This window comes from Noviherbaspirillum pedocola, assembly GCF_016632335.1.
GTDB classification, from domain to species: Bacteria; Pseudomonadota; Gammaproteobacteria; order Burkholderiales; family Burkholderiaceae_D; genus Noviherbaspirillum_A; species Noviherbaspirillum_A pedocola.
Genome location: NZ_JAEPBG010000002.1, coordinates 378,893 through 401,657 on the forward strand (window position 1 = coordinate 378,893; position 22,765 = coordinate 401,657).

Genomic DNA, 22,765 nt, shown 5'->3' on the forward strand with positions numbered 1-22,765 from the left:
TTGAGGCGAGCGCCGTGAGCGATTACGCTAAGCGCCGTTGTGAACTCTCTTTCGCGCAGCATGCTTGCTTTCTCACTCATCACGCTTCCAACCCTTACGTTTCCAGCAGCACTATGCCAGCCAACTGCTTGCCTGCGCGCGAGACTCCAAGGTCACGCCGGTGGCCCGTCGCAGGAGTAAGCGATGTTTGGAACGGAGCACAAACGCTTTCGTATATTGATGGTGCCGGGCCTGCATGACAGCGGGCTGCAGCACTGGCAGACGCGGTGGCAGCAATATGAGCCGCGCTTTGAACGGGTGGAGCAGGAGCACTGGGATGTTCCCGATCTGCTGTCCTGGTCCGCGCGCATCGGCAGCACGCTGCGTCGTTCGGCGCGCGGCAGCGTGATCGTCGCGCACAGCTTCGGCTGCCTCGCCGCGCTGCATTGCGCTGCGACCAGCGCGCGCAATCTGCACGGTTTGTTTCTTGTCGCGCCGGCGGATCCGGAACGTTTCGGCCTCGGCGCGGCGCTGCGCTCGCTGCGCCTGGAGCGGCCGGCGACGCTGGTGGCCAGCCGCAATGATCCCTGGATGGATGCCGACGCCGCTGCCTGGTGGGCGCGGCAATGGGGCGCCGATTTTATTGATGCCGGCGCGCTTGGACATATCAATGCCGATTCCGGTATCGGCGACTGGCCGCAGGGAGCGGCGCTGTTCGAGGTGCTTCTGGCACGCATACCGACGCCGCGTTGCGCCTGCAATTCACAGCCTGATGCAGATGGAGAAACACGGCCCGCTGCCTGAAGCGGTTTCCGGGACGCGGGCAGGGCGAGCGTGTAATCGTCCTCAGGAAGCCATCCCGCGCATACCGTCATCGGTTGCGTGGCGCTACGCCGCCTTTCTCACCCCGTCCTCAGCAGCCGGCATCAGCATCTCGATGAAGCGATGCACGAAGGCCGGCAGGAAATTCCCATTGCGGGTAGCGACCCTCACAGTGCAGGAGCCGAACAATCCTTCCTCGGTATCGACCACGCGCAAGCCCTCGCGCTCCATGTCTTCCAGCGCCATCTCGGCCACGATGCCCACGCCGAGGCCGCGGCGCACATAGGTCTTGATCACGTCCGCATCCATGGCGGTCAGGCGCAGGTCCGGCTGGATATCAGCGGCAGCGAAGGCGGCATCGACGCAGGCCCGGCCGGTGAATTGCTGGTTGTAGGTGATGATCGGGTATTGCGCGATATCGGTAAGCCGGGCCGGCGCAAGCTTGAGCAGCGGATGGCCTTCCGGCGCCACCACGCGATGCGACCAGATAAAGCAGGGATGCGAGGCAAGTCCTTCGGCTACACCCAGCGCTTCGCTGGCGATGCCGATGTCAGCCGCGCCCTCGGTGAGCATCGCCGCCACCTGCAGCGGCGTGCCCTGGTGCAGCTCGAGTTTCACTTTCGGAAATTCACTGGAAAAGCGCTCGATCACGCGTGGCAGGGTATAGCGCGCCTGCGTATGCGTGGCCGCGATGACGATGCGCCCAGCGTCTACACCTGCATATTCGCCGGCGTACCGGCGTAGGTTTTCGGTCTCGGCCAGGATGCGCTTGATGATCTCGATCGCCCCGGCGCCGGCGCGGGTCACGCCAACGAGGCGTTTGCCCGAGCGTACGAACAATTCGATGCCTAGCTCATCCTCGAGGTCCTTGATCTGCCGGCTCACCCCGGACTGCGAGGTGTACAGCACGCCGGCCACCTCGGTGAGATTCAGGTTGTTGCGCACTGCTTCGCGCACATAGCGCAGCTGCTGAAAATTCATCGGGATTCCTTCTTCTTATCGATTTGGCCGGCCTGGGGTGCTATTCCCGCAGACGGCATTTGCATATTCCTGCGGAATATTAACTTTGGCTTTTTTATATTCAAAAGAATTAAAACGCAGTTCCTTATGCGAAAAGGCGCGCTTTAATTTTGGAAAAGTTTTTAATGAAACGCGGCTTTATTCTTAATTTGCATAAAGTAAGCAAAAACAATCGGTTCTCAATTATGTGGCGGCACTCTACGCTTCAAGCCTCTGACAGGATCCACCTGGCGATTTCATGAGCATCCTGCTGCTTGCTGGAAGTCGTCCTGCCCCTTCACGTTCGCTGCGCTTGCTACGGGAAGCCGGCGACCGCCTCGCGCCGGCTCAAGCGCCTGTTTCTGCGCTGACATCCGGCGCATTAATGAAGGAGTTTTCATGACTACCGCGATCAAGGCCGGGCCGGTGCTGGAGCTGCAGCGATTGGGCAGGGCATACGATGCGCATGCCGCGCTGCGCCAGTTCGGCCTTGCCGATGGAGCGCTCGAATGGCCGGCGCGCTTGTCGGGCGAACAGCGGCAGCGTGTCGCGCTGGCCCGTGCCCTGATTCACGACCCGCAACTGCTGCTGCTTGATGCGCCGCCGGGCGCGTTCGATGCGCCGACCCGCATCGGCATGCAAACCTTGATCGAGAGCCCGTGGCGCGAGCGCGGCTTCGCGGCTTTCACCGCGCTAAAAGCGCAGATCCTGGACCGTGGGCGGCAACGTGCGCATCGATGCATTGCGGATTCCGCGCCTGTGTGCAGCCGTGCATAGGTCGGGCTTTTTTCGTCAGCCCACCCTGCACATGGTCGCCCGCAACGCCCATGCCAGAACCAATGGATTGTCTGTTTCATGAGAAAGGAAGTGTCCGTGACTTACCCGCTACTGAACGAGTACATCGAGCGCTTGCCGCGCGTGGCCTCGCCCGAGCGCCGTATCTGGATCGACGCAGGCGGCGCCGCGCTCGGCCGCTATTTTCAATGCACGCTGACCAGCGTGTTCCAGCCTTTGCGTGCGCTGGCCACGGGCCGCGTGCATGGCTATGAAGCCTTTATACGCAGCGTGTCCGGCGACGTGCCTGCGCTGTCGGTCTGGAAGCTGCTCGAAGGCGCGGCCAGCGATGCCGAGTCGATTGAACTGGACTGCCTGTGCCGCATGCTGCATGCGATCAATTTCTGGCGTCAGCCCGCAGCCGGCGATGCCGACCTGTACCTGAGCGTGCATGAGCGCTTGCTCGCCGCGGTGGCGGGGGACCATGGCGTGGTGTTTCGACGGGTGCTGGCCGGGCTGGGGCTGCCGATCGGACGCATCGTGCTGCAGCTGCCGGGCGCTGGAGCTGCGCCGCGATTCCTGCTTGAGCGCGTTGCGGCGAACTACCGCCGCAATGGTTTCCGCATCGCCCTGAACGCCGCCAGCGCCGCCGAAGGCCTGCGCCTGGTCGAGCAGTACGAGGTCGATGTGCTCAAGCTTAATGCGCGCGAGATCATCGATGCCGACGCCATCGAAGCCTTGGCCGAGGCGTGCGAAGCGCGCAGCGTCACGCTGGTGTTCAAGCGCGTGGAAGCGGGTACGGTGGCTGCGGCGCTGCAGGCTTTGCCGCGAACGCTGCGCGCCGGCTTGGTGCAGGGCAGGGTATGGGGAGAGCCGGTCCGATGGCTGGGCGGGGAGCCTCTGGCAGCGCACTGCATGCCAGTCAATGATGACGCACACGCCTGCATGCATCCCGCGGATGCCTGAGGAAAAACGCAACTATCAAGCTTCTCGGTCATTGACCCGCATGGCATTCAGTCGGCATCCCGGAGGACAAAGCGCAGGACTGCGATGGAAACACTTCAATGGGTGCCGCTTGCATGATGCCGGCGCGACGCACGCGGCAGGGATGCGCATCGCTCCGCTCATGCGGTTTGAACCGGCGAGAATGGAGTTCATCGCGCCAGCCATGCATGGTGCCGCAGGGAGCCGAAAGTGTTTGCCTCTTCGCAGCCGTCTCCGGCATCAGCACGATCAGGTAGCAGCGCAGCGAGCCATGGTATTTATCGATGCGCTCGCGCTGCGAGACAGCTTCAACCAGGAATGTCTGGCTCAACCAGCCTGGCCAACTGCTCCAGCGATTCCTGCCAGCCGAGGTGGCACATTTCAACCGGAATCACTTCCGGTATGCCTTCCTGGACGATATGGATCTCGGTGCCGCACGAGACCGCATCCAGCCGGATCGTGACCGTTATTTCGCCCGGCAGATTCGGGTCTTCGAATTTGTCCGTGTAGCGTATGAGCCGGTCCGGCACGAGTTCAAGATATTCGCCGCCAAAGGCATGCGCGCCGCCGCTGCCGAAGTTGCTGAAGGACATGCGGAAGCGGCCGCCGACGCGTGCTTCCATTTCATGCACCTTGCAGGTGAAGCCGTAGGGTGGCAGCCATTTGGCCATCGCATCGGGCTCGAGAAAGGCACGATAGACGCGGTTGGCGGGAGCACGCAGCACGCGGTGCAGCTTGACGGTACCTGTAGACATCGGCAGATCTCCTTGGCGGTTGACGACAATCGGCTCCGGACTATGGCTGATGGCTCGCGGTTCTCAGCGTGCCGCACGCCCCTCGGCCGGCGCGGTGAAAAACTCGGGACGCAGCTTGCGCGTGACTTCCAGCACCGGCAGCACATGGTCGAGATGGCTCTGCATCGCGCGCGCCGCCTGGGCCGGATCGCGCGAGGCCACCGCATCGACTACGGATCGATGCTCGCGCATGACTTCATCCATGCGTCCTTCCAGCGGCAGCGTGAGCTGGCGGAAGCGGTCAATCTGGGTCTTGGCATGCGACACCATCGGCCATACGCCGGGATAGCCGGAGAGTTCGGCCAGCGTTGCGTGAAAGGCTTCATCGGTACGGTGGAAGCCGCGTATGTCCTTGTTGCGTATGCATTCGGCCTGTTCATCAAGTATGGCGGTGAGCCGCGCCAATCCTTGCTGGTCGGCGCGCTCGGCGGCTTTCTGCACGATCGCGGCTTCAAGCGCCGAGCGCACCAGCATCGCTTCATCGAGCGCTTCGAGCGGGATGCGCGCCACGAAGGTGCCCACGCGCGGCACGACCTCGATCAAGCCTTCCTCGGCCAGACGCTGCACCGCCTCGTGCACCGGCGTGCGGCTGATGCCGAACTCGGCCGCGATCTCCTTTTCCACGATGCGTGTGCCGGGCAGCAATTCCATGTTGACGATGCGTTCGCGCAGGTTGCTGTAGGCGCGGCGCGAAGCGCTGAGGCCCGCGTCGCTGTCCGACGAAAGAGGAGGGGAAACCAGGGTCATTGTTGTGTTCTGTGCTCGTTTCTCGGGGAGCGCCCAGTGTAGCGAAACGACAAGGAAACGTCGCGCGAAACTTCAGGGCGCTGGACATTGCGTCAAGGCATGGCTGAGCGCGGAATGATGGCGCCCGGATGGCGGATCACCGCGGCGGCAAGCCGGTGGCCCGCGCGTACCGCCTCAAGCTGCGGCATGCCGGCCAGCCGCGCTGCGAGATAGGCGGCGCCAAAGGAATCGCCAGCGGCGGTGGTATCGACCACGTCGGCTACCGGTTCGGCAGCGAGTTCCGTCATCAGGCCGCCGCTCTCGGCGATGCAGGCATCGGCGCCGCGCTTGATGACGATCTCGGACACGCCGAGTGCGCGCGCACGCGCCAGCGCCGCGGCCGGATCGGCATCGCCGTACAGCATCGCTTCATCATCCAGGGTCAGCAGCGCCGTATGCGCCACTGCCATCGCCTTGCGATAGGCATCGGCGGCAACGGTGGCATCCGGCCACAGGCGCGGCCGGTAATTGTTGTCGAAGACGATGCGGCTGCCATGCATGCGGCAGCGCGCGAGCAGGTCGAACAGGCGCTCGCGGTCTTCCGGCGGCAGGATCGCCAGGCTGATGCCGGACAGGTAGATCACATCGGCAGCAAAGAGGCGCGCAAGCACCGCCTCGGTCTGCGGACCGCGCAGCCAGAAGCGCGCGGCCGAGTCATTGCGCCAGTAATGAAAGCGTCGCTCGCCACGCGCGTCGGTCTCGATCAGATACATGCCCGGCAGCTTGTCGTCGAAGCGCTGCACGCAGTCGGTGCCGATGCCCTCGGCTTGCCAGGCAGCGCACATCTCTTCAGACAGCGTGTCCTTGCCCAGGCCAGTGACATAGGAAATCGCAAAGCGCGCGGGATCGAGCAGGCGGGCGAGATAGACCGCCGCATTCAGCGTGTCGCCGCCGAAGCGGTATGTCATGCCGCTGCCATTGCGCTGCAGTTCGACCATGCATTCGCCGATGACGAAGATGGTGTGTTGAGCGGTGTCCTCTGTTTGCATGGTGTGTATCGTCGATAAGGCTTTGCGGGGTAGGCGCTGCGCACCGTCATTAGTCATGCCGATGCGCACTGCTTACCATGCAATCGCGCAGAAAGGGGCGGGCCGCGCAGGCGGCCCGCCATGGTACTGCTATTTAGATCTATGCCGGATCATTGCGCTGCCGACCAGCTCGAGCCGAAGTAATTCGACTGGCCAATCGCCGGGAAGTCAACGAAGGCCTGGCTGCAATCGACGACGCTGGCCGGATCGACAGCCTGGGTCGACACGCCGTTCACCGTCACATTATTGGCGGTGTTGGCAAAGAGCGGCAGGTTCACGCCTTTCAGCGTCAGCACGGCATCGGACGACACCAGGCTGATGCCGCCCGGATTGTCGGCCACCACGTTGGTCAGCGCCATCGTCAGCGGATTGCCCGGCTCGCCGAAGCCGCCGGTATTGGCCGCGAAGCCCTGCAGCTTCACGCCCGACGAACCCAGGATGCGCACGTTGTTCATCGTGATGTCATGGAAGTTCGGATACAGCGGGCCCGAAGCCGGAAGGGCCTTGGTGCTGTAGTAAGGCGTGAACAGCAGCGCATTGGTGGCGTTCTTGATGCAGATGTTGTTGTAGTGAACGTTGCTCACTTCGCCGCCGCGCGCATAGTCGGACTTGATGCGCAAGCCTTCTTCCGAATCGGTGAACGCATTGTCATACACCTCCACATTGGTCACGCCGGCATTGGTCTCGGAACCGACCGAGATGCCATGGCCCCAATAGATATGGTTGTGGGCGATGACGATGCCGTACTTGCGATCCGCACGCACGTCGCGCTTGCCATCGATGGCGAAGAGGCCCGAACCCGCCGGGGTCGGATTGCTGCTGCCCTTCAAGGCGATATCGTCGTCGCCGGTGCTGACATAGTTGTACGCGAACACGAAGTTCTTCAGATAACCGTCGAAGGACATCGTGCCGGCGGACGTGGTCGCGCTGCCGGTGGCAAGCTTCGCGCCCGTGATCGCCTTGCTGGCCGCGCCCGGATCGAAGGCGTCGGTGTTCTTGACGTTGTCTTCGGTGAAGACCGCGCCGGTGTACAGCGGATTGCCGTTGCCGGCCGGGTTGGCAAAGGCCGCCAGCGATGGCGTCTGCACCTTCACGCCCCAGACCGTGAAGCCGTCCACGCCGCTGGGCACGACGTGGAAGTTCGGGCTGTTGTTCAGCGTGACGCGATACAGCGTCAGGTTCTTCGCATAGTTGAACACCATCAGGCGGAAGTTCGATTGCGAGCCCGAGCCGGTAGTGCCGTTCTGCACCATGTTGCCGAGATAGGCCAGGTCCCACCAGGTCATGTTGCGCGCCGAGGACTTGGAGTCCACCACGGTGCCGCCGTCGTCGCACGACGTGCCGTCGGTGGCCTGCGTGCCCTTGGCATAGGCGGCGTAGGTGTTCGAGCAGGTCATGTCGACTTTCATCAGCGGATACAGCTTGTTGGTGGTGACGATCTCGGCATAGCCGCGGCCATCGATGCGGCCATCGCCGACCACGGCCGAGTTCACCAGGTTGCTGCCATTGATCAGCGCGGTGCAGTTCGACGAGCTGCCGGCCTTGGTGGCGCTGACGGCAGTGTTGCCGCAGTACGGGCCGGCCGCGTTCGGCGAATAGGCCATCACGTCGCGCGATGCGTACAGGGTCACGCCCTTGTCGATCCACAGCGTCACGCCCGAGGGCAGGGTCAGCGGACCGGAGATGAAGGCATTGCCGGGGCCGCTGCTGCTGGCCACGAGGCGCACCGCGTACTTGCTGGCGCGGTACTGCGGCTTGGCCAGCTCTTCGCCGGAAACGCCGGCGATGTTCACATTGGGCACGGCCGCGGCTTTCTGCGCCGCGGTTGCGGCGGCATCGGCAGCGGCAATCGCCGGGCCGACTTCCTGTTCCACGCCGGCGCCGCAGGCGTCGAGCGCGGCCTGGATGCGCGCCTGGTCCGGATTGGCGGTTGCAGTGGTTACCGCCACGCCGACACCTGACTTCGATGGATCGGCTTCCGGCGGCAGCGAGCCGTCCGGGCGCGACACCAGGTTGTTGCCGGCTTCCAGCGTCGCGCAGACCTGGGTATCTGCCGGCAGGGTCGGCTCCGGCGGCAGGTTCGGATCAAAGCTGTTGACGCCGACCTTGAAGGTGCTGCTGCTGCCGTAGCTCACCGCGTTCGGACCTTCGCCGCTGCCACCGCCGCAGGCGGCCAGCAGCGCGGACGAGGCCGCCAGGGTCAGGGCCAGGCCAAGCTTGCCCTTGGCCGCGTCGATATGGGTTTTCTTCATTGCTGTCTCTCTGTCGTTGGACGCCGCATCGGGCGGCGTTTCTTGTTGATGGTGCGTTGTGCTTCTCGCCTTCATTGCACGCAACCGCAGAGCGTGCTGAGACGACTGCGGACCGTAGGTTGGGCTGGCAAGCCCAACTTCGAACGTCCGCGAGCCGCGAACATGTTGGGCTTGCCAGCCCAACCTACGCATTGCCGCGCATTGCGATTTGCGGGCTCAGAAGCGCGCGATCAGGCCAATGCCGAAGGCGCGCGGGCTGTTGCCCGGCGCCAGGAAGGCGTTCGACGTGTTGTTGTTGTTGCTGTACAGCGGGGCCTGGCCGAGATTCACGTTCTGCTGCGACTGATTGTTGATGCGGGTGTAGTAGATGTACGGCATCAGGTTGTCGTTGAGCTTGTAGGTCGCGCCGACCGAGATCTGGTTGGCGCCGAAGTCGCCGGATTTGCCGAACGGCGTGCTGTCCAGGCTGCCGAGCTTGCCCCAGGAGGCCATCACCATGGTATTGGGCGCGACTTCTTGCGCCACCGAGACCATGAACGCGCGCTGCTTCATGCTGCCGTTCTGCTGCGTGGCATAGAAGTTGGAGGCGGTCGGCACCGCGGTCTGGCTGAAGCCGTAATCCATCCATTCGACGCCGGCGCCGACGGTGGTTTTCGGTGTGACCTGGTAGGTTGCCAGCAGCTTGGTGTACGAAGTCGATGCACCCTGGATCGCGGCATTGCGGAAGCCGAAGCCCTGGGTCAGCGCATCGATGTCCACGCCGGTGTTGGCCTGGTGGTCGTAGCCGACGCCGACCGAAAAGCCGCCGATGCGGTACTTGCCCGCCACCGAGTAGCGGCCGCGGTCGCTGTTGTTGCTTTGCTGCTCGTCGAAGCCATAAGAGGCTGCGACCTGGAAGCCGGCCCATTCCGGCGACAGGTAGTGCACCGAGTTCTTGTAGCGCGCCTCGCCGCGGGAAAAGATGCTGTCCTGGTTGCCGGCCATCTGCGCCGAGGTGTTGTTCCACACATCCAGGCCGTAGGCGGTGAGGCCGAGGTTGCCGCCGAGCGAATTGCCGGTGCCGACCAGGCTGCGATAGGCATTGTCGTTGTTGCCGACGACGACGCGGCCGAAGCGGGTGTTTTCGATGCCGACATAGGTATTGCGCGAGGTCAGCGTGGTCGAGTCGCCGCGCGAATTGATGCCGCCCTGGTCGAAGTTGTTCAGGCTGGCTTCGATTTGCAGCAAGCCCCTGGTTTGCGCATCCACGCCTATCGATGCGGAAAAGCCGACGCGCGAATTGCCGTCGGTGACGCGGCCGCGCGGGCTGACCGGCGTGGCGCCGCCGGTGGCGCGCACCGATTCGATCTCGCCGTTCAGGAAGCCGTAGAAGCTGGTCTCGATATCCGCCTTGGCCGCCATCGCGTAATGCGAGGCGACGGACAGGCCGACAAGCGCCAGGATTCGTGGCGTGAAGTTGGTTTTTTTGGTGTGCGTCATCGCTTGCTCCTCTGTGGCGCCTTCTGGCGCCGTTCTATAGATGAAAGACAAAAGGGGATTGCTGGCGGCCGCGTCGTTGCGATCGGCCGCTTGTTGCGTGAAACAGGAAAGGGGTATGGCGGTTGGCGATGTCCCTAGGAATGCTGGGCCGTAGCGCGGGCCTCGACGCCGGTAACAGCATTGGCGACGCGATCCCGCGCCAGCGTCCACACCACCACGGCGGCAACCAGGTCGAACACCGCGAGCAGCAGAAACAGCGGGCTGTAGCCGATGTGCGTGACCAGCACGCCGAAGACCAGCGTGAACAGCGTCGCGCCCAGGTAACCGGACATGCCGGCCAGGCCGGTGGCGGTAGCGACCTCGTTCTTGCCGAACACGTCAGAGGTAATCGAGTACAGCGCGCCGGACAGCGTCTGGTGCGCGAAGCCACCGATGCACAGCAGGAAGATCGCGGTGTACGGGCTGCCTGCCAGGCCGATGCAGCCCGGGCCGATCATGCACAGCGCGCCGGTGGCCATGACCAGCTTGCGCGATGTGAACAGCGAGACCCGGAAGTGCTTGTGGAACCACGGGCTCAGATAGCCGCCCAGCACGCAACCGATGTCGGCGGCGAGGAAGGGCAGCCAGGCGAACATCGCGATTTCCTTGATGTTCATATGGCGCTCGTTGGCCATGTAAAGCGGAATCCACGCATTGAAGGTCTGCCATGCCGGCTCGGACAGAAAGCGCGGAATCGCGATCGCCCAGAACTTGCGGGTACGGACGATCTCGTGCCACGGCGTGCGCACGGCGTTGTCGTCGGCATGCTGCTGTTCCTGGCCGGCGAGGATGTAGTCGCGCTCGGCATCCGACAGCGCGCGCTGCTTGTTCGGATGCTGGTAGAACAGAAACCATGCGCCGGTCCAGATCACGCCGAGCACGCCGACCACGACGAAGCTCAGGTGCCAACTGCCGCGCAGCAGTGTCCATACCACCAGCGGCGGCGCCAGCAGCGCGCCGATTGAGGAGCCGATGTTGAACCAGCCGATGGCGATCGAACGCTCCCTGGCCGGAAACCATTCGCTGGTGGCCTTGACGCCAGCCGGGATGCCGGCCGCTTCGGTCAGGCCCAGCAGGCCCCGGAAGAAGGCCAGGCTCTGCCAGCTGCCGGCCAGCGCGGCGCCGGCGCAGGCCAGCGACCAGGCCAGCGCGAAGATGCCGAAGCCCAGCTTGGTGCCGATGACATCGAGGATGTAGCCGGCCGCCGGCTGCATCAGCGCATAGCAGACCTGCCAGGCCACCACGATGTAGGAATACTCCTGGGTCGTGATGTTGAGCTCCTTCATCATCGTGGGAGCCGCGACCGACAGGGTGTTGCGGGCGAGGTAGTTGACGATCAGCCCGGCCGTGACCATGCCGACCATCCACCAGCGCAGACCTTTAAGCTTTTTCATGCTGTCTCCTTTGCGTTTCATTCTTGTGGACGAGGCTGCATTGCTGCGCACCGCGCCGACGCTTGCCGTCGGCGGCATTTGCCTTCCTCGTCTTTTGCGCCTTTGCTGGCGCTTGGTCTCAAATCCTTGCCAGCGCTTCGCGCATGCCGTGCTGCGTGATCACTTCGAGCGCGCGCGTGGTTGCATCGGTCAGGCCCGGCGCGGCATTGAGGTCGCGTCCCCACAGCGCGACGTTGGCCAGCCAGCCGCGCACCATCGCTTGCAGCGACAACTCGCCCGCGTCATGCGCGGCCCAGGCATCGCGGAACCAGCGCAGGCTGGCTTCGTCGTCGGCCAGGCGGATGCGATCGCCGCGGTACAGCGCCATCGTCGCGGCCAGCGCCAGCGTGAGCCGTTCTGGCGGCGCGCCATGCATGTCGATGTGGCGCAGCAGCTGCGGCATCACGCGCACCGCGAACTTGGGCCAGCTGTTGAGGGCGATCGCGTCCAGGCGGTGCCTGATGTAGGGATTGCGAAAGCGGCGCAGCACGTCCTCGGCGAAGGCTTGCAGCTCGGCGCGGTCCATGCCCAGCGCTGGGATGATTTCGTCATCGAGCGCCGCGCGCAGAAAGCCGCCGACCTGTTCATCGGCTACCGCTTCGCCAACCGCTTCCAGCCCTGCCATCAGCGCTACCGGCACCAGCGTGGTATGGCCGCCGTTGAGGATGCCGACCTTGCGCCGCTTGTACGGCGCGATGTCATCCACCAGGCGGATGTTCAGGTTCGCGCCGGCGAGCTTGAGTTCATCCGCCAGCCATGCCGGTCCCTTGATGACGAACAGGTAAAAGTATTCAGCCGCGACCAGGAAGCGGTCCTCAGCGCCGAGTTCGGCGGCGATGCGTTCTTCTTCGCCGGCCGGATAGCCGGTGACGATGCGGTCGACCAGCGTCGAGCAGAAGGTGCAGGCTGCGGCTATCCACGTGATGAACGCGTCCTCAAGCTGCCACAGCCGCGCGAAATGCAGCACCGCCGCGCGCAGCGCTTCTCCGTTGTCATCGATCAGCTCGCAGGGCAGCAGCACCACACCCTTGTCCTTCGCGCCATTGAAATGGCGGAAGCGCTCGTGCAGCAGGCGCGCGAGCTTGGCTGGGAAGGTGGAGGGCGGCGCATCTTCATAGCGGTCGTTGTCATTGACCGTGATGCCGGCTTCGGTGGTGTTGGAAGTGATGAAGCGCAGCGACGGATTCTTTGCCTGCTCCAGATAATCGCCGTACATCGAGGCGATATCGATCTCGCGCTGCACGCAGCGTATGGTGCGGTATTGCTTCACTTCCTCGCCGCGCTCATCGATGCCGCGGATCAGCGTGGTGTACAGGCCATCCTGCACATCGAGCAGCGCATCGCCGCGGCCGCCGCGCGGGCGCACGATCACCACGCCGGCGTCCAGGCCGGAACGCTCGTTGAGCAGATCGATCTGCCAGTCGAAGAAGCCGCGCATGAAATTGCCCTGGCCGAACTGCAGGATGCGGATCGGAAGCGAAAAGGGCGCGGTGCGGCGTAATGCTTGCATGAATCTGGTTTCCGTTATCGATGGGCCGCTCAGAGCGAGATGTCGCGCTTCCAGAAGATGAAGTCGTATTGCTGCAGCCGGTCGGCCTTGGCCTGGTACGTGCCGCTGGCGGTGTCGATCACCATGTCGAGCAGGCCATCCGCCACGTCCGGCAGCGGCCGGCCTTCGATGACCGGGCCGCAGTCGTAATCGATGACGTCATTCATCTTCGTGGCGACGCGGCTGTTGCTGGCAATCTTCAGCACCGGCACGATCGGATTGCCGGTCGGCGTGCCCAGGCCAGTGGAGAACAGCACTACGTTGGCGCCCGAGGCGACGATGCCGGTGACGGATTCGACGTCGCCGCCCGGCGTGCACAACAGCGACAGGCCGTGCTTCCCGGTTTGCTCGCCGTAGTCCAGCACCGAGACGATAGGCGAGCTGCCGCCCTTCTTGGCCGCGCCGGCGGACTTCATCGCATCGGTAATCAGGCCGTCGCGGATATTGCCGGGGCTGGGGTTGTCGGCGAAGTGGGTGCCGACCGCTTCGGCGCGGGCTTCGAAGTCGCGCATCAGGCCAATGAAGCGGCGCTTGTCGTCATCGTTTTCGCAGCGTTCCAGAAGGCTCGATTCGACGCCGCACAGTTCGGGAAACTCGGCCAGGATCGACGAGCCGCCCAGGGCCACCACCATGTCCGACACCAGGCCCATGGCCGGGTTGGCCGAGATGCCGGAAAAGCCGTCCGAGCCGCCGCATTTCACGCCGATCTTCAGGTGCGACAGCGGCACCGGCTGGCGCGCCACCTTGTTCGCTTCCTTCAGCTGCGCCAGGGTGTCGGCGACGACGGCCTTCATCATCGCGTCCTCGCTGCCCCATTGCTGCTGTTCGTAGATCAGCATCGGCTTGGCGAAGTCCGGGTTCACCTTCGCCAGCTCTTCCTTGAACATCGCGATCTGCGCATTCTGGCAGCCGAGGCTGAACACGGTCACGCCGGCCACGTTTGGATGATCGGCATAGGAGGCGAGGATGCGGCACAGCGAGCGCGCATCGGCGCGGGTGCCGCCGCAGCCGCCGGCATGCGTGATGATGCGCACGCCATCGACGTTGGGGAACGGCCGCAGCACCGGCTTCGGCGCTTCCATGTCCTGGCCCAGCAGCGACAGCGTGTAGGAAGCGAGGTCGTTGGCCGCATAGCCCAGCGGCGCTTCGAGCGCCTTGCGCAGGTGTTCGACATTGCGGTTCTCGCAGAACACCAGCGGGAACACCAGCCAGTGGTTCGCGGTGCCGACGCGGCCATCGGCGCGCACCACGCCCATGAAGTGGCCATCCTTCAGGCGTGATACATCGGGCGGCGTCCATTGATACGGCGCGCTGTCTTCGAGCTCGACGTCGGCGGCGTAGTGCTGCAGGTTTTCGGTGGTGATGGCTTCGCCGCGGCGGATAGTCGCCATGGCCTTGCCGACCGCCACGCCATACATGCGCAGCACCTCGCCTTCGGCCGCCGCATGGCGCGCGATCTTGTGCTTGGCCTTGACCGGCGCGGGAATCAGGATGGATTCCGCTTCCCAGTTCACCACCTCGCCGGCGGTGAGGTCGACGAGGGCGACGAGCATGTCGTCGTCCGGATGGATGCAGATGACTTTTTGCATGTCTGCTCGGGAATCAGAGGCCAAAGTAGCGCTTGGCGTTTTCGTAGCAGACGCCGCGCACGATGCCCGACAGCGCTTCCATGTCGGCCGGGTATTCGCCGGCTTCGACCCACTGGCCGAGCTGGCGGCACAGCAGGCGACGGAAATAGTCGTGGCGCGGATAGGAGGCAAAGCTGCGCGAGTCGGTGACCATGCCGACGAAGATGCCGAGCACGCCGTGATTGGCAAAGCCGACCAGCTGCTGCAGATTGCCTTCCTTGTGATCGTTGAACCACCAAGCCGGGCCGAACTGCACCTTGCCCGGCACCGAACCGTCCTGGAAGTTGCCCATCATCGTGGACAGCACTTCATTCATGTTCGGGTTCAGGCAGAACAGCATGGTCTTGGGCAGCTCGTCGTTTGCGTTCAGCGCATCGAGCAGCGCGCCCAGACCCGCGGAAGTGCTCATGTCCGAGATCGAGTCGTAGCCGGTGTCCGGGCCGAGCTGGCCGAGCATGCGACTGTTGTTGTTGCGCATGGCGCCGATGTGCAGGCACATGGTCCAGCCGAATTTCGCATAGACGCGACCGACCGATTCCAGCAGGCCGCGCAGATACAGCGCGTTCTCGGTTTCGGACAGCATTTCGCCGCCGACGCGCTTGGCGAACAGCGCTTCGAGCTGAACCGCATCGGCGGGCACGGTCGGCAGCGGGATGTCAACCGCATGGTCCGAGATGCGCGCGCCGCGGGCATGGAAGTATTCGACGCGCTTGGCCAGGGCTTCCATCAGAGAGGCGAAGGAGTTGATCTCGATCTGCGCGGCGGCGCCGAGGCGTTTCAGGTAATCGACGAAGCCGGGCTGGTTGATGCGCATCGCCTTGTCGGGGCGATAGGCCGGCAGCACGCGCGTCTTCAGGCCGGACTTGGCGATGTCGCCATGCTGCAGCAGATCGTCGGCCGGATCGTCGGTGGTGCAGGCGATTTCGACTTTGGCCTGGCCCAGCAGCGTCCAGGTATCCATCGTCGCCAGCTTCGCATTGGCCTGCTCCCAGATCGCGTCGGCATTGGCTTCGTTGATGACGAGGTCGATCCCGAAAATGCGGCGCAGTTCGAAATGGCTCCAGTGATGCACCGGGTTGCCGACTGCCAGCGGCAGCACGCGGCAGAAGGCGCGGAATTTCTCGATGTCCGAGGCCGAGCCGGTGATGTATTGCTCATCGACGCCGGCGGCGCGCATCACGCGCCATTTGTAGTGGTCGCCGCCCAGCCAGAGCTCGGCGAGGTTGCGGAAGGTCTTGCGAGCGGCGATTTCGGACTGCTGCAGATGCGAGTGGTAATCGATGATCGGCAGGTCGGCGGCAACATCGTGATACAGGCGGCGGGCGGTCTCGGTGTCGAGAAGAAAATTCTGGTCCATGAACGGGGTCATGATGGATGCATCTCCTTGCTGATGGCAGACCCGGATCGGGCGCTGCAGGCCGTCATTGCGCGGGCAAATCCGCAACGGCATTTCTGATATATCAGAATCGTAATCCTAATATATTAGTAACGCAAGGACATTTTCGTTGCGCTTTTGATGCGAGCGAAGCGCTTCGGGAAGGTGGCTAAGGAGTGCTGATCAGTGCAGGCGCATCAGCGCCAGACCGGCGAAAACCAGCAGCACGCCGACGGCATTGATCGGGGAAATGCGGTCGCCGAAGATCAGCATGCCCATCACCAGCGACAGGATCGAGGTCAGGGCCGACGTCAGGAACCATTGCAGAAGGAAGTTCGGCGCCTTCGCATAGGCGGTCGCGAACAGGAACTGATGGATGAGCACCAGTGGAATCGTGCCGAGGAAAGGCCATCCCCGCGAGCGCATCAGAAAGACCGCTGCGGCCTGCACGATGCCGCCAACGGCGGCGTAGAGAAGATAGAGCGGGGAAATCAAGGAGATTCGCGTGGATACGGCCGGGGTTGGAAAAAGGCCTTGCGTGGGGACGTGAGCCGGAAAGCGGCGGCGATTCTAGCATGCGGTTATCAGCGGAATTTGCCGCCACGGCGTGACGGCGACGGCCTATGCACACCTGATGCGTCGCAAGGCGAAACGCCCGCACGATCTCAAGCCATGTGCGCCTCGTCATGTGTGCGCACCAGGCGAACTACGGCGGCGCGCATGCCGTCCAGCGGCATGCCTTCCACCGAGACGCTGACTTCACGCGCTTGCGCCTCGGTGCCGGCCAGCCGCAGCCGCAGCTCGCGCGCGGCGCCGCCGCTTTCAGCGGCTTTCAGGGCGTCGAGCAGGCGCAGCATGTCATCAGGAGCAAAGCAGGTGAGCGCATCCGCGCCCACGCTGGCCTCGCCGCCGCGGAGACTGCCGAGCAGCGCCTGCGGAAAGAGGCCGGTGCCGGGGAGGTCCAGCAGCAGCACTTCATCAAAGCGGGCAAAGAGATGCTGCAGCGTCAGCGCCGACGCGGCGCGTCGCTTGGCCAGGTACAGCCTGTCGTTTTCGCGATGCAGCGAAATCTTGTGGCGCGACCGGGATACCTTGAGCAGCAGCTGGTTTTCATACAGCGCGCGCCGCAGATATTCGATCAGGGCGATGGCGAACAGCGTTCCCACGATGTAATTGACGACAAAGATCACATCCGATTTCGACACGCCGTCCATGACGCCGAATGGCGCGACGAAGAAGTGCGTGGCCAGCAGCAGCCCGAGCAGCGCGCTCAGAAGCGCCGGCCCCAGGCCAAGCAGGTATTCGCTCGCCAGGCTGGCGATGACGAAGAGCTGATACGGCGCATACGGCGCGATATAGGGCTGCAGCAGATGGCGCAGGCTGAATGCCGTCATGGTGAGGCCCAGCGCGGCAAGGTAAGCTATCGGTCGCGGTACCGACGACCAGTTTTTCGCGTTTTTGATATTCATGAATCCATCGGATAGCAATGTTCTTCATCTGCATGCGGGCGAGCATGCGGTTCTTCTGCTGCATGGCATGGGCGCGAGCATCCTCGAGCTGCAGCGCCTGGCCGAGCATCTGCACGGCGCCGGCCTGTCGGCCTTTGCCGCCAACCTGCCGGGCATGTGCCATGGCGCGCCGCCGGCTCCGTGGGAAGCCTGGCTTGAGGCATCAATTACGCAGCTGCATCGTTTGAAGCAGGACTATGCCACGGTATCGCTGGCCGGGGTATCGATGGGCGCGACGCTGGCACTGGCGCTGGCGCAAGAAGAGGATGTGGATTGCGTGGTGCTGCTCGCCGCGGCACTGGCCTATGACGGGTGGGCCATGCCCTGGTACCGTTTCCTGTTACGGCTCGCGCCGATTCTGCCTTTCAGCAGCCGTTACAGTTACCGCGAGTCTGAGCCCTATGGGGTGAAGAACCCCGAAGTGCGGGCCATGATCAAGCGCGCGTTGCGCAGCGACCGTGTCTCCGAAGCGGGCGGGGAAGCGATTCATCTGCGCCAGATGACCGAAGGCCTGCGCCTCATTTCCCATGTCAGAAGCAGGATCGGCGAGGTCGATGCGCCGACGCTGATCATGCATGCGATCGAGGATGAGGCGGTGGCGGTGCGCAATGCAGAGTGGGTGTATCAACACATCGGCTCGGCCAGCAAGGAGTTGATCTACCTGGGCGACTGCTTTCACATGATCACCCTGGACAACGAGCGCGAAACCGTGATGCACGAAACCGAGCGCTTCATCAAGGGCGCGCTCAATGCCAGCCTGCCGCAGCCTGCCTTTGATTTGCCGCCGCTGCTGTCGCGGGAATTGCGGCGTCTGTTGAAGTCTGGCGGCTAGGAAGAATGAGCCGCGTATGTCGCGTATGTCGCGTATGTCGCGTATGTCGGGTATGTCGCGTATATCGCGTATATCGCGCATGCCGCGCGTACCGATCGGCGCGCGGCATGCGGGGAATCAGCCGCGTTTGCGGCGTGCCAATCCCAGTCCCATCAGGCCCAATCCAACCAGCGCGATGCTTGCCGGCTCGGGAATGGCCGCCGTGCCGAAGATCACGTCAAGCGAACCGTTGATGGTTTGCGTTCCGGTCGGCGAAAAATTGTTCAACTGGCCCGACTGGAAGGAGACATTGAAGAACGGCGATGGCGAGGTGAAGTAGGCGCTGCCGGCCGCGGTCACGCTCCAGGTCGAGGTGGCGCCGAAGCTGCCGCAATTGATGCCGGTGCCGGCGCTGCCGGTACAGGTCGACAGCGTCGGATCCAGTGTGCCCTGGCCCGAGGTCGGCGTTCCGGTGGCAATCAGCAGATCGTCACCGTTGCCCCCGACGGTCCATGGCGCACTGCCGCTGGCCGGTGCGGTGAACGTGGTGTTCGAGCCCGGATCGAGGAATACCGATAGCGAGCCAGTGCCCTGGGTGAAGTTGAAGGTCGTGCGTCCGCCGCTGCTGCTGAAGGTGCCCGAAGCCTGGTACAGCGCGTACAGGCCGTACTGGTTCGCCGTGCTGCCTCCCAGCTGCGATGGCACCGGCGTGGTGCCGTCATTGGCGACAAACTGGCCGGCGTTCCACAGCAGCGACGCGTTGAAGCTGTTGCCGGAGAACGTAATGACTTCAACGTAATTGCCGGTCACCTTGTCGGCGGTAATGGTGCCGGCCAGGGCACCCGGCACCGAGCCTTCGTTGATGCGAAAGTCCGGGAACGAGGTTTGCGCCATTGCCGCCGATCCCGTCAGGAAAAAAGCGGCCGGGATAATGCATTTCAAAATTTTCTTGCTAGTCATTTTTTTCATTTACAACTCCGGATTAAGAAATGCTTGATTGAAATCGGAATTAATCAAACGAAATGCTTGTTGCCTCGGTTCTTCGCTTTTCTGTTTGTTGCGCTCCCGATTCATTACTCAGCAATCCATGTGCCAGAAAATGAAAAAACAAGAAAATCAATACCTTACAATTAATAATCGCTTTTCTTTTTGGTAATTCGTAAATCATACCGACAGTGATTTTTGTTAATTAATTATGGATAATAGTGTCGTTTATATGTTTTCTTCATTGCCGGAAATAGCCGTGCCTGTTTATTTCGATCAACGCCGGCGAAAATGGGAAATGTCCGATATGAAAATTCGGTATTCAATCGAATACCTATCCTGCTCATGATCCGATTGCAAAGTGCCAGCCAGCACGGCGCTCATCTCATTCGGCCAATTGGATGCCGCATCGCCTGGACGCTCGATCACGCGCACAGCGCGAAGAAAGTTCGGTCGGGCCGCTTGATGCCAAGGCGCGCAGGTTGGAAGTCCCTGGAGAGGGGCGATCTTCTGGTCTGTGGATGGTGGCAGGTCAGACTTGCCGAGGACAGCGCCACCCGTCTCGGCATGTGTGCACCGCGTGCGCCAGACATGAAGGCGCTGCGCCTCATGCCCGGCAGGACCTTCTCACTTCTTCGCGCCGGCCTGTTTCAGCATGTCGCTTACCCGGGCGTGCCCGTTTGCCGTCGCGGCTGACAGCGCGGTAACGCCTTTTTTCGTTTTGGCATGCAGGTCGGGTTGGTGCGTCAACAGTTCTTTCACCACGTCAGCGTGACCATGTTGCGCGGCGAGCATCAGGGCGGTGTAACCCTGGCGGTTTGCGGTGTTGACCTGCACACCATGGCGCAGCAGGGCGCCAACCAGGGGAGCATTGCCTTTTTCCGCAGCATGCATCAGGGCGGTGTTGCGTTCGCTGTCGACGGCGTTGACGTCCGCACCCCAGATCAGCAGCCTGTGCGCACTCTCCTTGTCACCGTTCTTCGCCGCCATGATCAAGGCGGTGTTGCCATGTTTATCCACACCATCGATCTTTGCGCCGTGCAGAATGAATAGATCCACCATGTCGGGCCCGAATTGCGTCGCCAGCATCAGCGGTGTTGCGCCGGTGGGACTGGGGGCGTTGACATCGGCCTTGAGGAGCACTAGTTCCCGCACCGCATCCGCCTCCTTGGAATTTGCCAGGCAATAAGTCAGCGCCGTATAGCCGTCCGGGGTCTTGGCATGCAGATTGGCCCCCAACTTCGCCAGTGCCAGCGCTGCTTCGAAGTGACGGTGCTTCAGCGCAATGAGCAACGCGGTCGAACCATCGATATGCACGGCATCCAGGTCCGCGCCATGTTGCGCAAGCGCTTGCACCGTGTCGGTGTGACCGTGCATGGCAGCCAATATCAGCGGCGTGGCGGCGTACTTATCGGCGACGTCCACTTTCATGTTCGTTCCGTTCAGCAGCGCCACCACCGTATCGGTATGGCCGAGCATTGCGGCCAGCGCCAGCGCGGTATGGCCATCAGGAGTGACGGTCCGCTCGGCGTTGTAGACGGCCATCGTGCCTTTGCTTATCAGCGCCTCCACCACTTCAGCGCAATTGAATTTCGCGGCGAACAACAGCGCGGTCCAGCCCACCGCGTTGACGGCATAGGCATCCGCGTCCAGCCGCTGCAGCAGCTTGACCGTGGCAGCTTGCCCGTTCATCGCGGCAATCATCAATGCCGTCACGCCATCGGCCCGGGCGGCATTGACGTTTGCGCCCAGCTCGTCCAGCAGGCGCACCATGTCGGCATGGCCTTTCGCCGCCGCGTGGATCAATGCGGTCGCACCATCGAAGCCGGCTGCGTTCACGTCGGCGCCGAGTTTAAAAAGCATGCGCGCGGCCTGGATGTCGCCGTTTTCCGCGGCAAGCATCAACGGCGTGTGGCCGTTGCCCATGTCGGCGTTCGGTCGCGCGCCGGCCTCGATCAGCAACTCCGCCATCTCCTCGTAGCCATGCGATGCCGCTGCGTACAGCGCGCGCTGCAATTCATTCTGCTCAGGAGACGCATGATTCAAAAGCGCCCGTATTGTCCCTTCGTGGTTGGATACTGCCGCCATCTGCAGCGCGCTCGGACCGTCGTGGACGACCGCGCGCGTGTCCGCGCCATGGTCAAGCAGGACCTGCACGGTGCGTGCATGGCCATTCCTTGCGGCAAGCATCAGCGGCGTCCACCCACCCTTCATGAAGGCATTCACGCTTGCATTCTGTTTGATCAGCTGTTCCACCATGAGTTGACCTCCCTCGTATGCAAACCACATCAGCACGGTGCAGCCGTTGGCTGCCGGAGTGTTGATGTCGACGTTAGACGGCCTCTGGGATGCGTCACCGCTGCTATCGTTGTCTGCGAATATGGCCTTCATCAGCGATGAAACTTCCTCCGGATCCGGCATCGAAGGAAGGACGGATCCAGACATTGAGGCAGCCATCGTTGCGCCTTCCGCAGCGATGGGCGTGGCAGGAGAGGCAATCGTCGGCGCAGGAGGGGACGCTTTCAGCGTGTTGGCTGCCGTCGTCAGTGACTTGTTGAAACCGGAGGAGGTGCTGCTCGGCGGGGTTGAAGCGCTGCTGCTGGCAGCGGCGTCAGCCGAGGGGTCCTCTTTTGTGGACAGAGTCTTTTCCAGCTCGAGGTGGCGATGGAGGCTGGCAAGGTCAGCCGCTGTCCTGCCCCGCGCATCGCGTAGAGCGCGGTCTGCGCCGGCGGTGAGCAGTGCCTGAACCGCTTCGGAATGATTGGTGATGGCAGCCATCATCAATGGCGTTAAGCCGCTGTCGCTTTGCGCATTTACCCCGGCGCCGTGCGCCAGCAGCAATTTTATCGATCCGAGCTGGCCGGCAAGGGCGGCTGCCCGCAGAGCCATATCCTTGTTTTGCTGCGAGACCTGTTTTGTGATGAGCAACGCAAGCACCCTCTCATGACCCTGTTCGGCTGCGATACCCAGCGCCGTTTTGCCGTAAGCGGGGTCTACCGCATTGGGGTCCGCCTGACCGTCTTCCAGCAGCTCCATTACCGCGGTGATGTTGCCGGCTTCCGCCGCCAGGCACAGTTGCGAGCGTGGCGATGCCAGGGATGGCCCGGAAGACAGCGTTTGCCCGGTGTTGGCGCTGGCGGAGTGATTGGAAGGGTAGGTCGTGCTGACCGATGAGCTCGCGCTGCTATGCACCTTTGGGGTAGCGGCTTGATTCTGGCCGATAGGCGCTGACACTGAAGGAGGTGTTGAAGAAGACGCGGACTGCGATGAAGCGGAAGGCGATTTGTTGGCGCTTGTAGCCATTGGCTGTGCTCCACGAGGTTGGGAATGCGATGGATGAGGGTAAGCATCCTGCTCGGCATGCTTCGAGACGCAGGGGCGGCTTGGTAACGGCATGGAAGAAGCCGCTCAAGGCTCCGACCAGAAGTTCGGATGGCGGCAAGCGGCATTACGGATGCAATGCGACATGACTGCGCAGCGCCGAAGGCTCTGCGCCGGCAGACGCCGCGCCCGTTTGGCAGCCCTTGCCGCCGGTGGAAAT

General features: G+C 63.0%; 18 protein-coding genes and 1 pseudogene. 5 read left to right on the forward strand and 14 right to left on the reverse strand.

Annotated features, from left to right (window positions below; genetic code table 11):
* The first annotated feature begins 183 nt into the window (after positions 1-183).
* Positions 184-783 (forward strand): RBBP9/YdeN family alpha/beta hydrolase, encoded by a 600-nt coding sequence (locus JJB74_RS06915; RefSeq protein ID WP_200591081.1) that lies wholly within the window; start codon positions 184-186, stop codon positions 781-783.
* Positions 784-867: 84 nt separating this feature from the next.
* Here the strand turns inward: JJB74_RS06915 and JJB74_RS06920 are convergent, their stop codons facing one another.
* Positions 868-1,782: a LysR substrate-binding domain-containing protein gene (locus JJB74_RS06920; RefSeq protein WP_200591082.1), complete on the reverse strand. Its 915-nt coding sequence runs from the start codon at positions 1,780-1,782 to the stop codon at positions 868-870.
* Positions 1,783-2,059: 277 nt separating this feature from the next.
* On the opposite strand from JJB74_RS06920, the gene JJB74_RS33100 reads away from it, so the two are divergent.
* The 3 genes and pseudogenes from JJB74_RS33100 to JJB74_RS06935 all read left to right on the forward strand — a co-directional run bounded on the left by JJB74_RS33100 (position 2,060) and on the right by JJB74_RS06935 (position 3,540).
* Positions 2,060-2,203 carry a hypothetical protein gene (locus tag JJB74_RS33100; RefSeq protein ID WP_234484016.1) on the forward strand — a complete coding sequence of 48 codons (144 nt, stop codon included), beginning with the start codon at positions 2,060-2,062 and terminating at the stop codon, positions 2,201-2,203.
* Between the two features lie 59 nt (positions 2,204-2,262).
* Positions 2,263-2,484 (forward strand): annotated as a pseudogene (locus JJB74_RS33885) (ATP-binding cassette domain-containing protein); the annotation flags it as partial.
* A 189-nt stretch (positions 2,485-2,673) separates the two neighbouring features.
* Entirely contained in the window at positions 2,674-3,540 is an 867-nt protein-coding gene (locus JJB74_RS06935; protein ID WP_200591084.1) for an EAL domain-containing protein, read from the forward strand.
* A 326-nt stretch (positions 3,541-3,866) separates the two neighbouring features.
* Here the strand turns inward: JJB74_RS06935 and JJB74_RS06940 are convergent, their stop codons facing one another.
* The 11 genes from JJB74_RS06940 to JJB74_RS06990 form a co-directional block, all read right to left on the reverse strand.
* On the reverse strand, positions 3,867-4,313 hold the full coding sequence (locus tag JJB74_RS06940; RefSeq protein ID WP_200591085.1) for an SRPBCC family protein: 447 nt from the start codon (positions 4,311-4,313) through the stop codon (positions 3,867-3,869).
* Between the two features lie 63 nt (positions 4,314-4,376).
* On the reverse strand, positions 4,377-5,099 hold the full coding sequence (locus JJB74_RS06945; protein WP_200591086.1) for a GntR family transcriptional regulator: 723 nt from the start codon (positions 5,097-5,099) through the stop codon (positions 4,377-4,379).
* A gap of 92 nt (positions 5,100-5,191) precedes the next feature.
* On the reverse strand, positions 5,192-6,127 hold the full coding sequence (kdgK, locus tag JJB74_RS06950) for a 2-dehydro-3-deoxygluconokinase (RefSeq protein WP_200591087.1): 936 nt from the start codon (positions 6,125-6,127) through the stop codon (positions 5,192-5,194).
* A 149-nt stretch (positions 6,128-6,276) separates the two neighbouring features.
* A complete protein-coding gene (locus JJB74_RS06955; protein WP_200591088.1) occupies positions 6,277-8,418 on the reverse strand; it encodes a glycoside hydrolase family 28 protein in 2,142 nt (713 codons plus the stop codon).
* Positions 8,419-8,634: 216 nt separating this feature from the next.
* Positions 8,635-9,897: a porin gene (locus JJB74_RS06960; protein WP_200591089.1), complete on the reverse strand. Its 1,263-nt coding sequence runs from the start codon at positions 9,895-9,897 to the stop codon at positions 8,635-8,637.
* 134 nt (positions 9,898-10,031) lie between these two features.
* Positions 10,032-11,330, reverse strand: coding sequence for an MFS transporter (locus JJB74_RS06965; RefSeq protein WP_200591090.1), 1,299 nt, complete (start codon positions 11,328-11,330; stop codon positions 10,032-10,034).
* A gap of 118 nt (positions 11,331-11,448) precedes the next feature.
* A complete protein-coding gene (locus JJB74_RS06970; RefSeq protein WP_200591091.1) occupies positions 11,449-12,879 on the reverse strand; it encodes a tagaturonate reductase in 1,431 nt (476 codons plus the stop codon).
* Between the two features lie 29 nt (positions 12,880-12,908).
* On the reverse strand, positions 12,909-14,507 hold the full coding sequence (locus tag JJB74_RS06975) for a UxaA family hydrolase (RefSeq protein ID WP_200591092.1): 1,599 nt from the start codon (positions 14,505-14,507) through the stop codon (positions 12,909-12,911).
* Between the two features lie 13 nt (positions 14,508-14,520).
* On the reverse strand, positions 14,521-15,915 hold the full coding sequence (gene uxaC, locus JJB74_RS06980; RefSeq protein WP_200591093.1) for a glucuronate isomerase: 1,395 nt from the start codon (positions 15,913-15,915) through the stop codon (positions 14,521-14,523).
* A 189-nt stretch (positions 15,916-16,104) separates the two neighbouring features.
* The gene (locus tag JJB74_RS06985; RefSeq protein WP_200591094.1) at positions 16,105-16,416 is read right to left on the reverse strand and encodes a hypothetical protein; all 312 of its coding nucleotides are present in this window, start codon (positions 16,414-16,416) and stop codon (positions 16,105-16,107) included.
* A gap of 170 nt (positions 16,417-16,586) precedes the next feature.
* Positions 16,587-17,390 carry a DUF4118 domain-containing protein gene (locus JJB74_RS06990; RefSeq protein ID WP_200591095.1) on the reverse strand — a complete coding sequence of 268 codons (804 nt, stop codon included), beginning with the start codon at positions 17,388-17,390 and terminating at the stop codon, positions 16,587-16,589.
* Here JJB74_RS06990 and JJB74_RS06995 point away from each other — a divergent pair.
* Positions 17,389-18,261: an alpha/beta hydrolase gene (locus tag JJB74_RS06995; protein WP_200591096.1), complete on the forward strand. Its 873-nt coding sequence runs from the start codon at positions 17,389-17,391 to the stop codon at positions 18,259-18,261. The genes JJB74_RS06990 and JJB74_RS06995 overlap by 2 nt on opposite strands.
* 117 nt (positions 18,262-18,378) lie before the next feature.
* On the opposite strand, the gene pepA is transcribed toward JJB74_RS06995, so the two are convergent.
* Together pepA and JJB74_RS07005 are read right to left on the reverse strand one after the other, a co-directional pair.
* On the reverse strand, positions 18,379-19,209 hold the full coding sequence (gene pepA / locus JJB74_RS07000) for a flocculation-associated PEP-CTERM protein PepA (RefSeq protein ID WP_200591097.1): 831 nt from the start codon (positions 19,207-19,209) through the stop codon (positions 18,379-18,381).
* Between the two features lie 642 nt (positions 19,210-19,851).
* A complete protein-coding gene (locus tag JJB74_RS07005; protein WP_200591098.1) occupies positions 19,852-22,416 on the reverse strand; it encodes an ankyrin repeat domain-containing protein in 2,565 nt (854 codons plus the stop codon).
* Positions 22,417-22,765: the final 349 nt, after the last annotated feature.

Bases quoted from the DNA above. Each gene is read 5' to 3' on its own strand.
- JJB74_RS06915 (WP_200591081.1), top strand. From the start codon at position 184: ATGTTTGGAACGGAGCACAAACGCTTTCGTATATTGATGGTGCCGGGC.
- JJB74_RS06920 (WP_200591082.1), bottom strand. From the start codon at position 1,782: ATGAATTTTCAGCAGCTGCGCTATGTGCGCGAAGCAGTGCGCAACAAC.
- JJB74_RS33100 (WP_234484016.1), top strand. From the start codon at position 2,060: ATGAGCATCCTGCTGCTTGCTGGAAGTCGTCCTGCCCCTTCACGTTCG.
- JJB74_RS06940 (WP_200591085.1), bottom strand. From the start codon at position 4,313: ATGTCTACAGGTACCGTCAAGCTGCACCGCGTGCTGCGTGCTCCCGCC.
- JJB74_RS06945 (WP_200591086.1), bottom strand. From the start codon at position 5,099: ATGACCCTGGTTTCCCCTCCTCTTTCGTCGGACAGCGACGCGGGCCTC.
- kdgK (WP_200591087.1), bottom strand. From the start codon at position 6,127: ATGCAAACAGAGGACACCGCTCAACACACCATCTTCGTCATCGGCGAA.
- JJB74_RS06955 (WP_200591088.1), bottom strand. From the start codon at position 8,418: ATGAAGAAAACCCATATCGACGCGGCCAAGGGCAAGCTTGGCCTGGCC.
- JJB74_RS06960 (WP_200591089.1), bottom strand. From the start codon at position 9,897: ATGACGCACACCAAAAAAACCAACTTCACGCCACGAATCCTGGCGCTT.
- JJB74_RS06965 (WP_200591090.1), bottom strand. From the start codon at position 11,330: ATGAAAAAGCTTAAAGGTCTGCGCTGGTGGATGGTCGGCATGGTCACG.
- JJB74_RS06970 (WP_200591091.1), bottom strand. From the start codon at position 12,879: ATGCAAGCATTACGCCGCACCGCGCCCTTTTCGCTTCCGATCCGCATC.
- JJB74_RS06975 (WP_200591092.1), bottom strand. From the start codon at position 14,507: ATGCAAAAAGTCATCTGCATCCATCCGGACGACGACATGCTCGTCGCC.
- uxaC (WP_200591093.1), bottom strand. From the start codon at position 15,915: ATGACCCCGTTCATGGACCAGAATTTTCTTCTCGACACCGAGACCGCC.
- JJB74_RS06995 (WP_200591096.1), top strand. From the start codon at position 17,389: ATGAATCCATCGGATAGCAATGTTCTTCATCTGCATGCGGGCGAGCAT.
- JJB74_RS06990 (WP_200591095.1), bottom strand. From the start codon at position 17,390: ATGAATATCAAAAACGCGAAAAACTGGTCGTCGGTACCGCGACCGATA.
- pepA (WP_200591097.1), bottom strand. From the start codon at position 19,209: ATGAAAAAAATGACTAGCAAGAAAATTTTGAAATGCATTATCCCGGCC.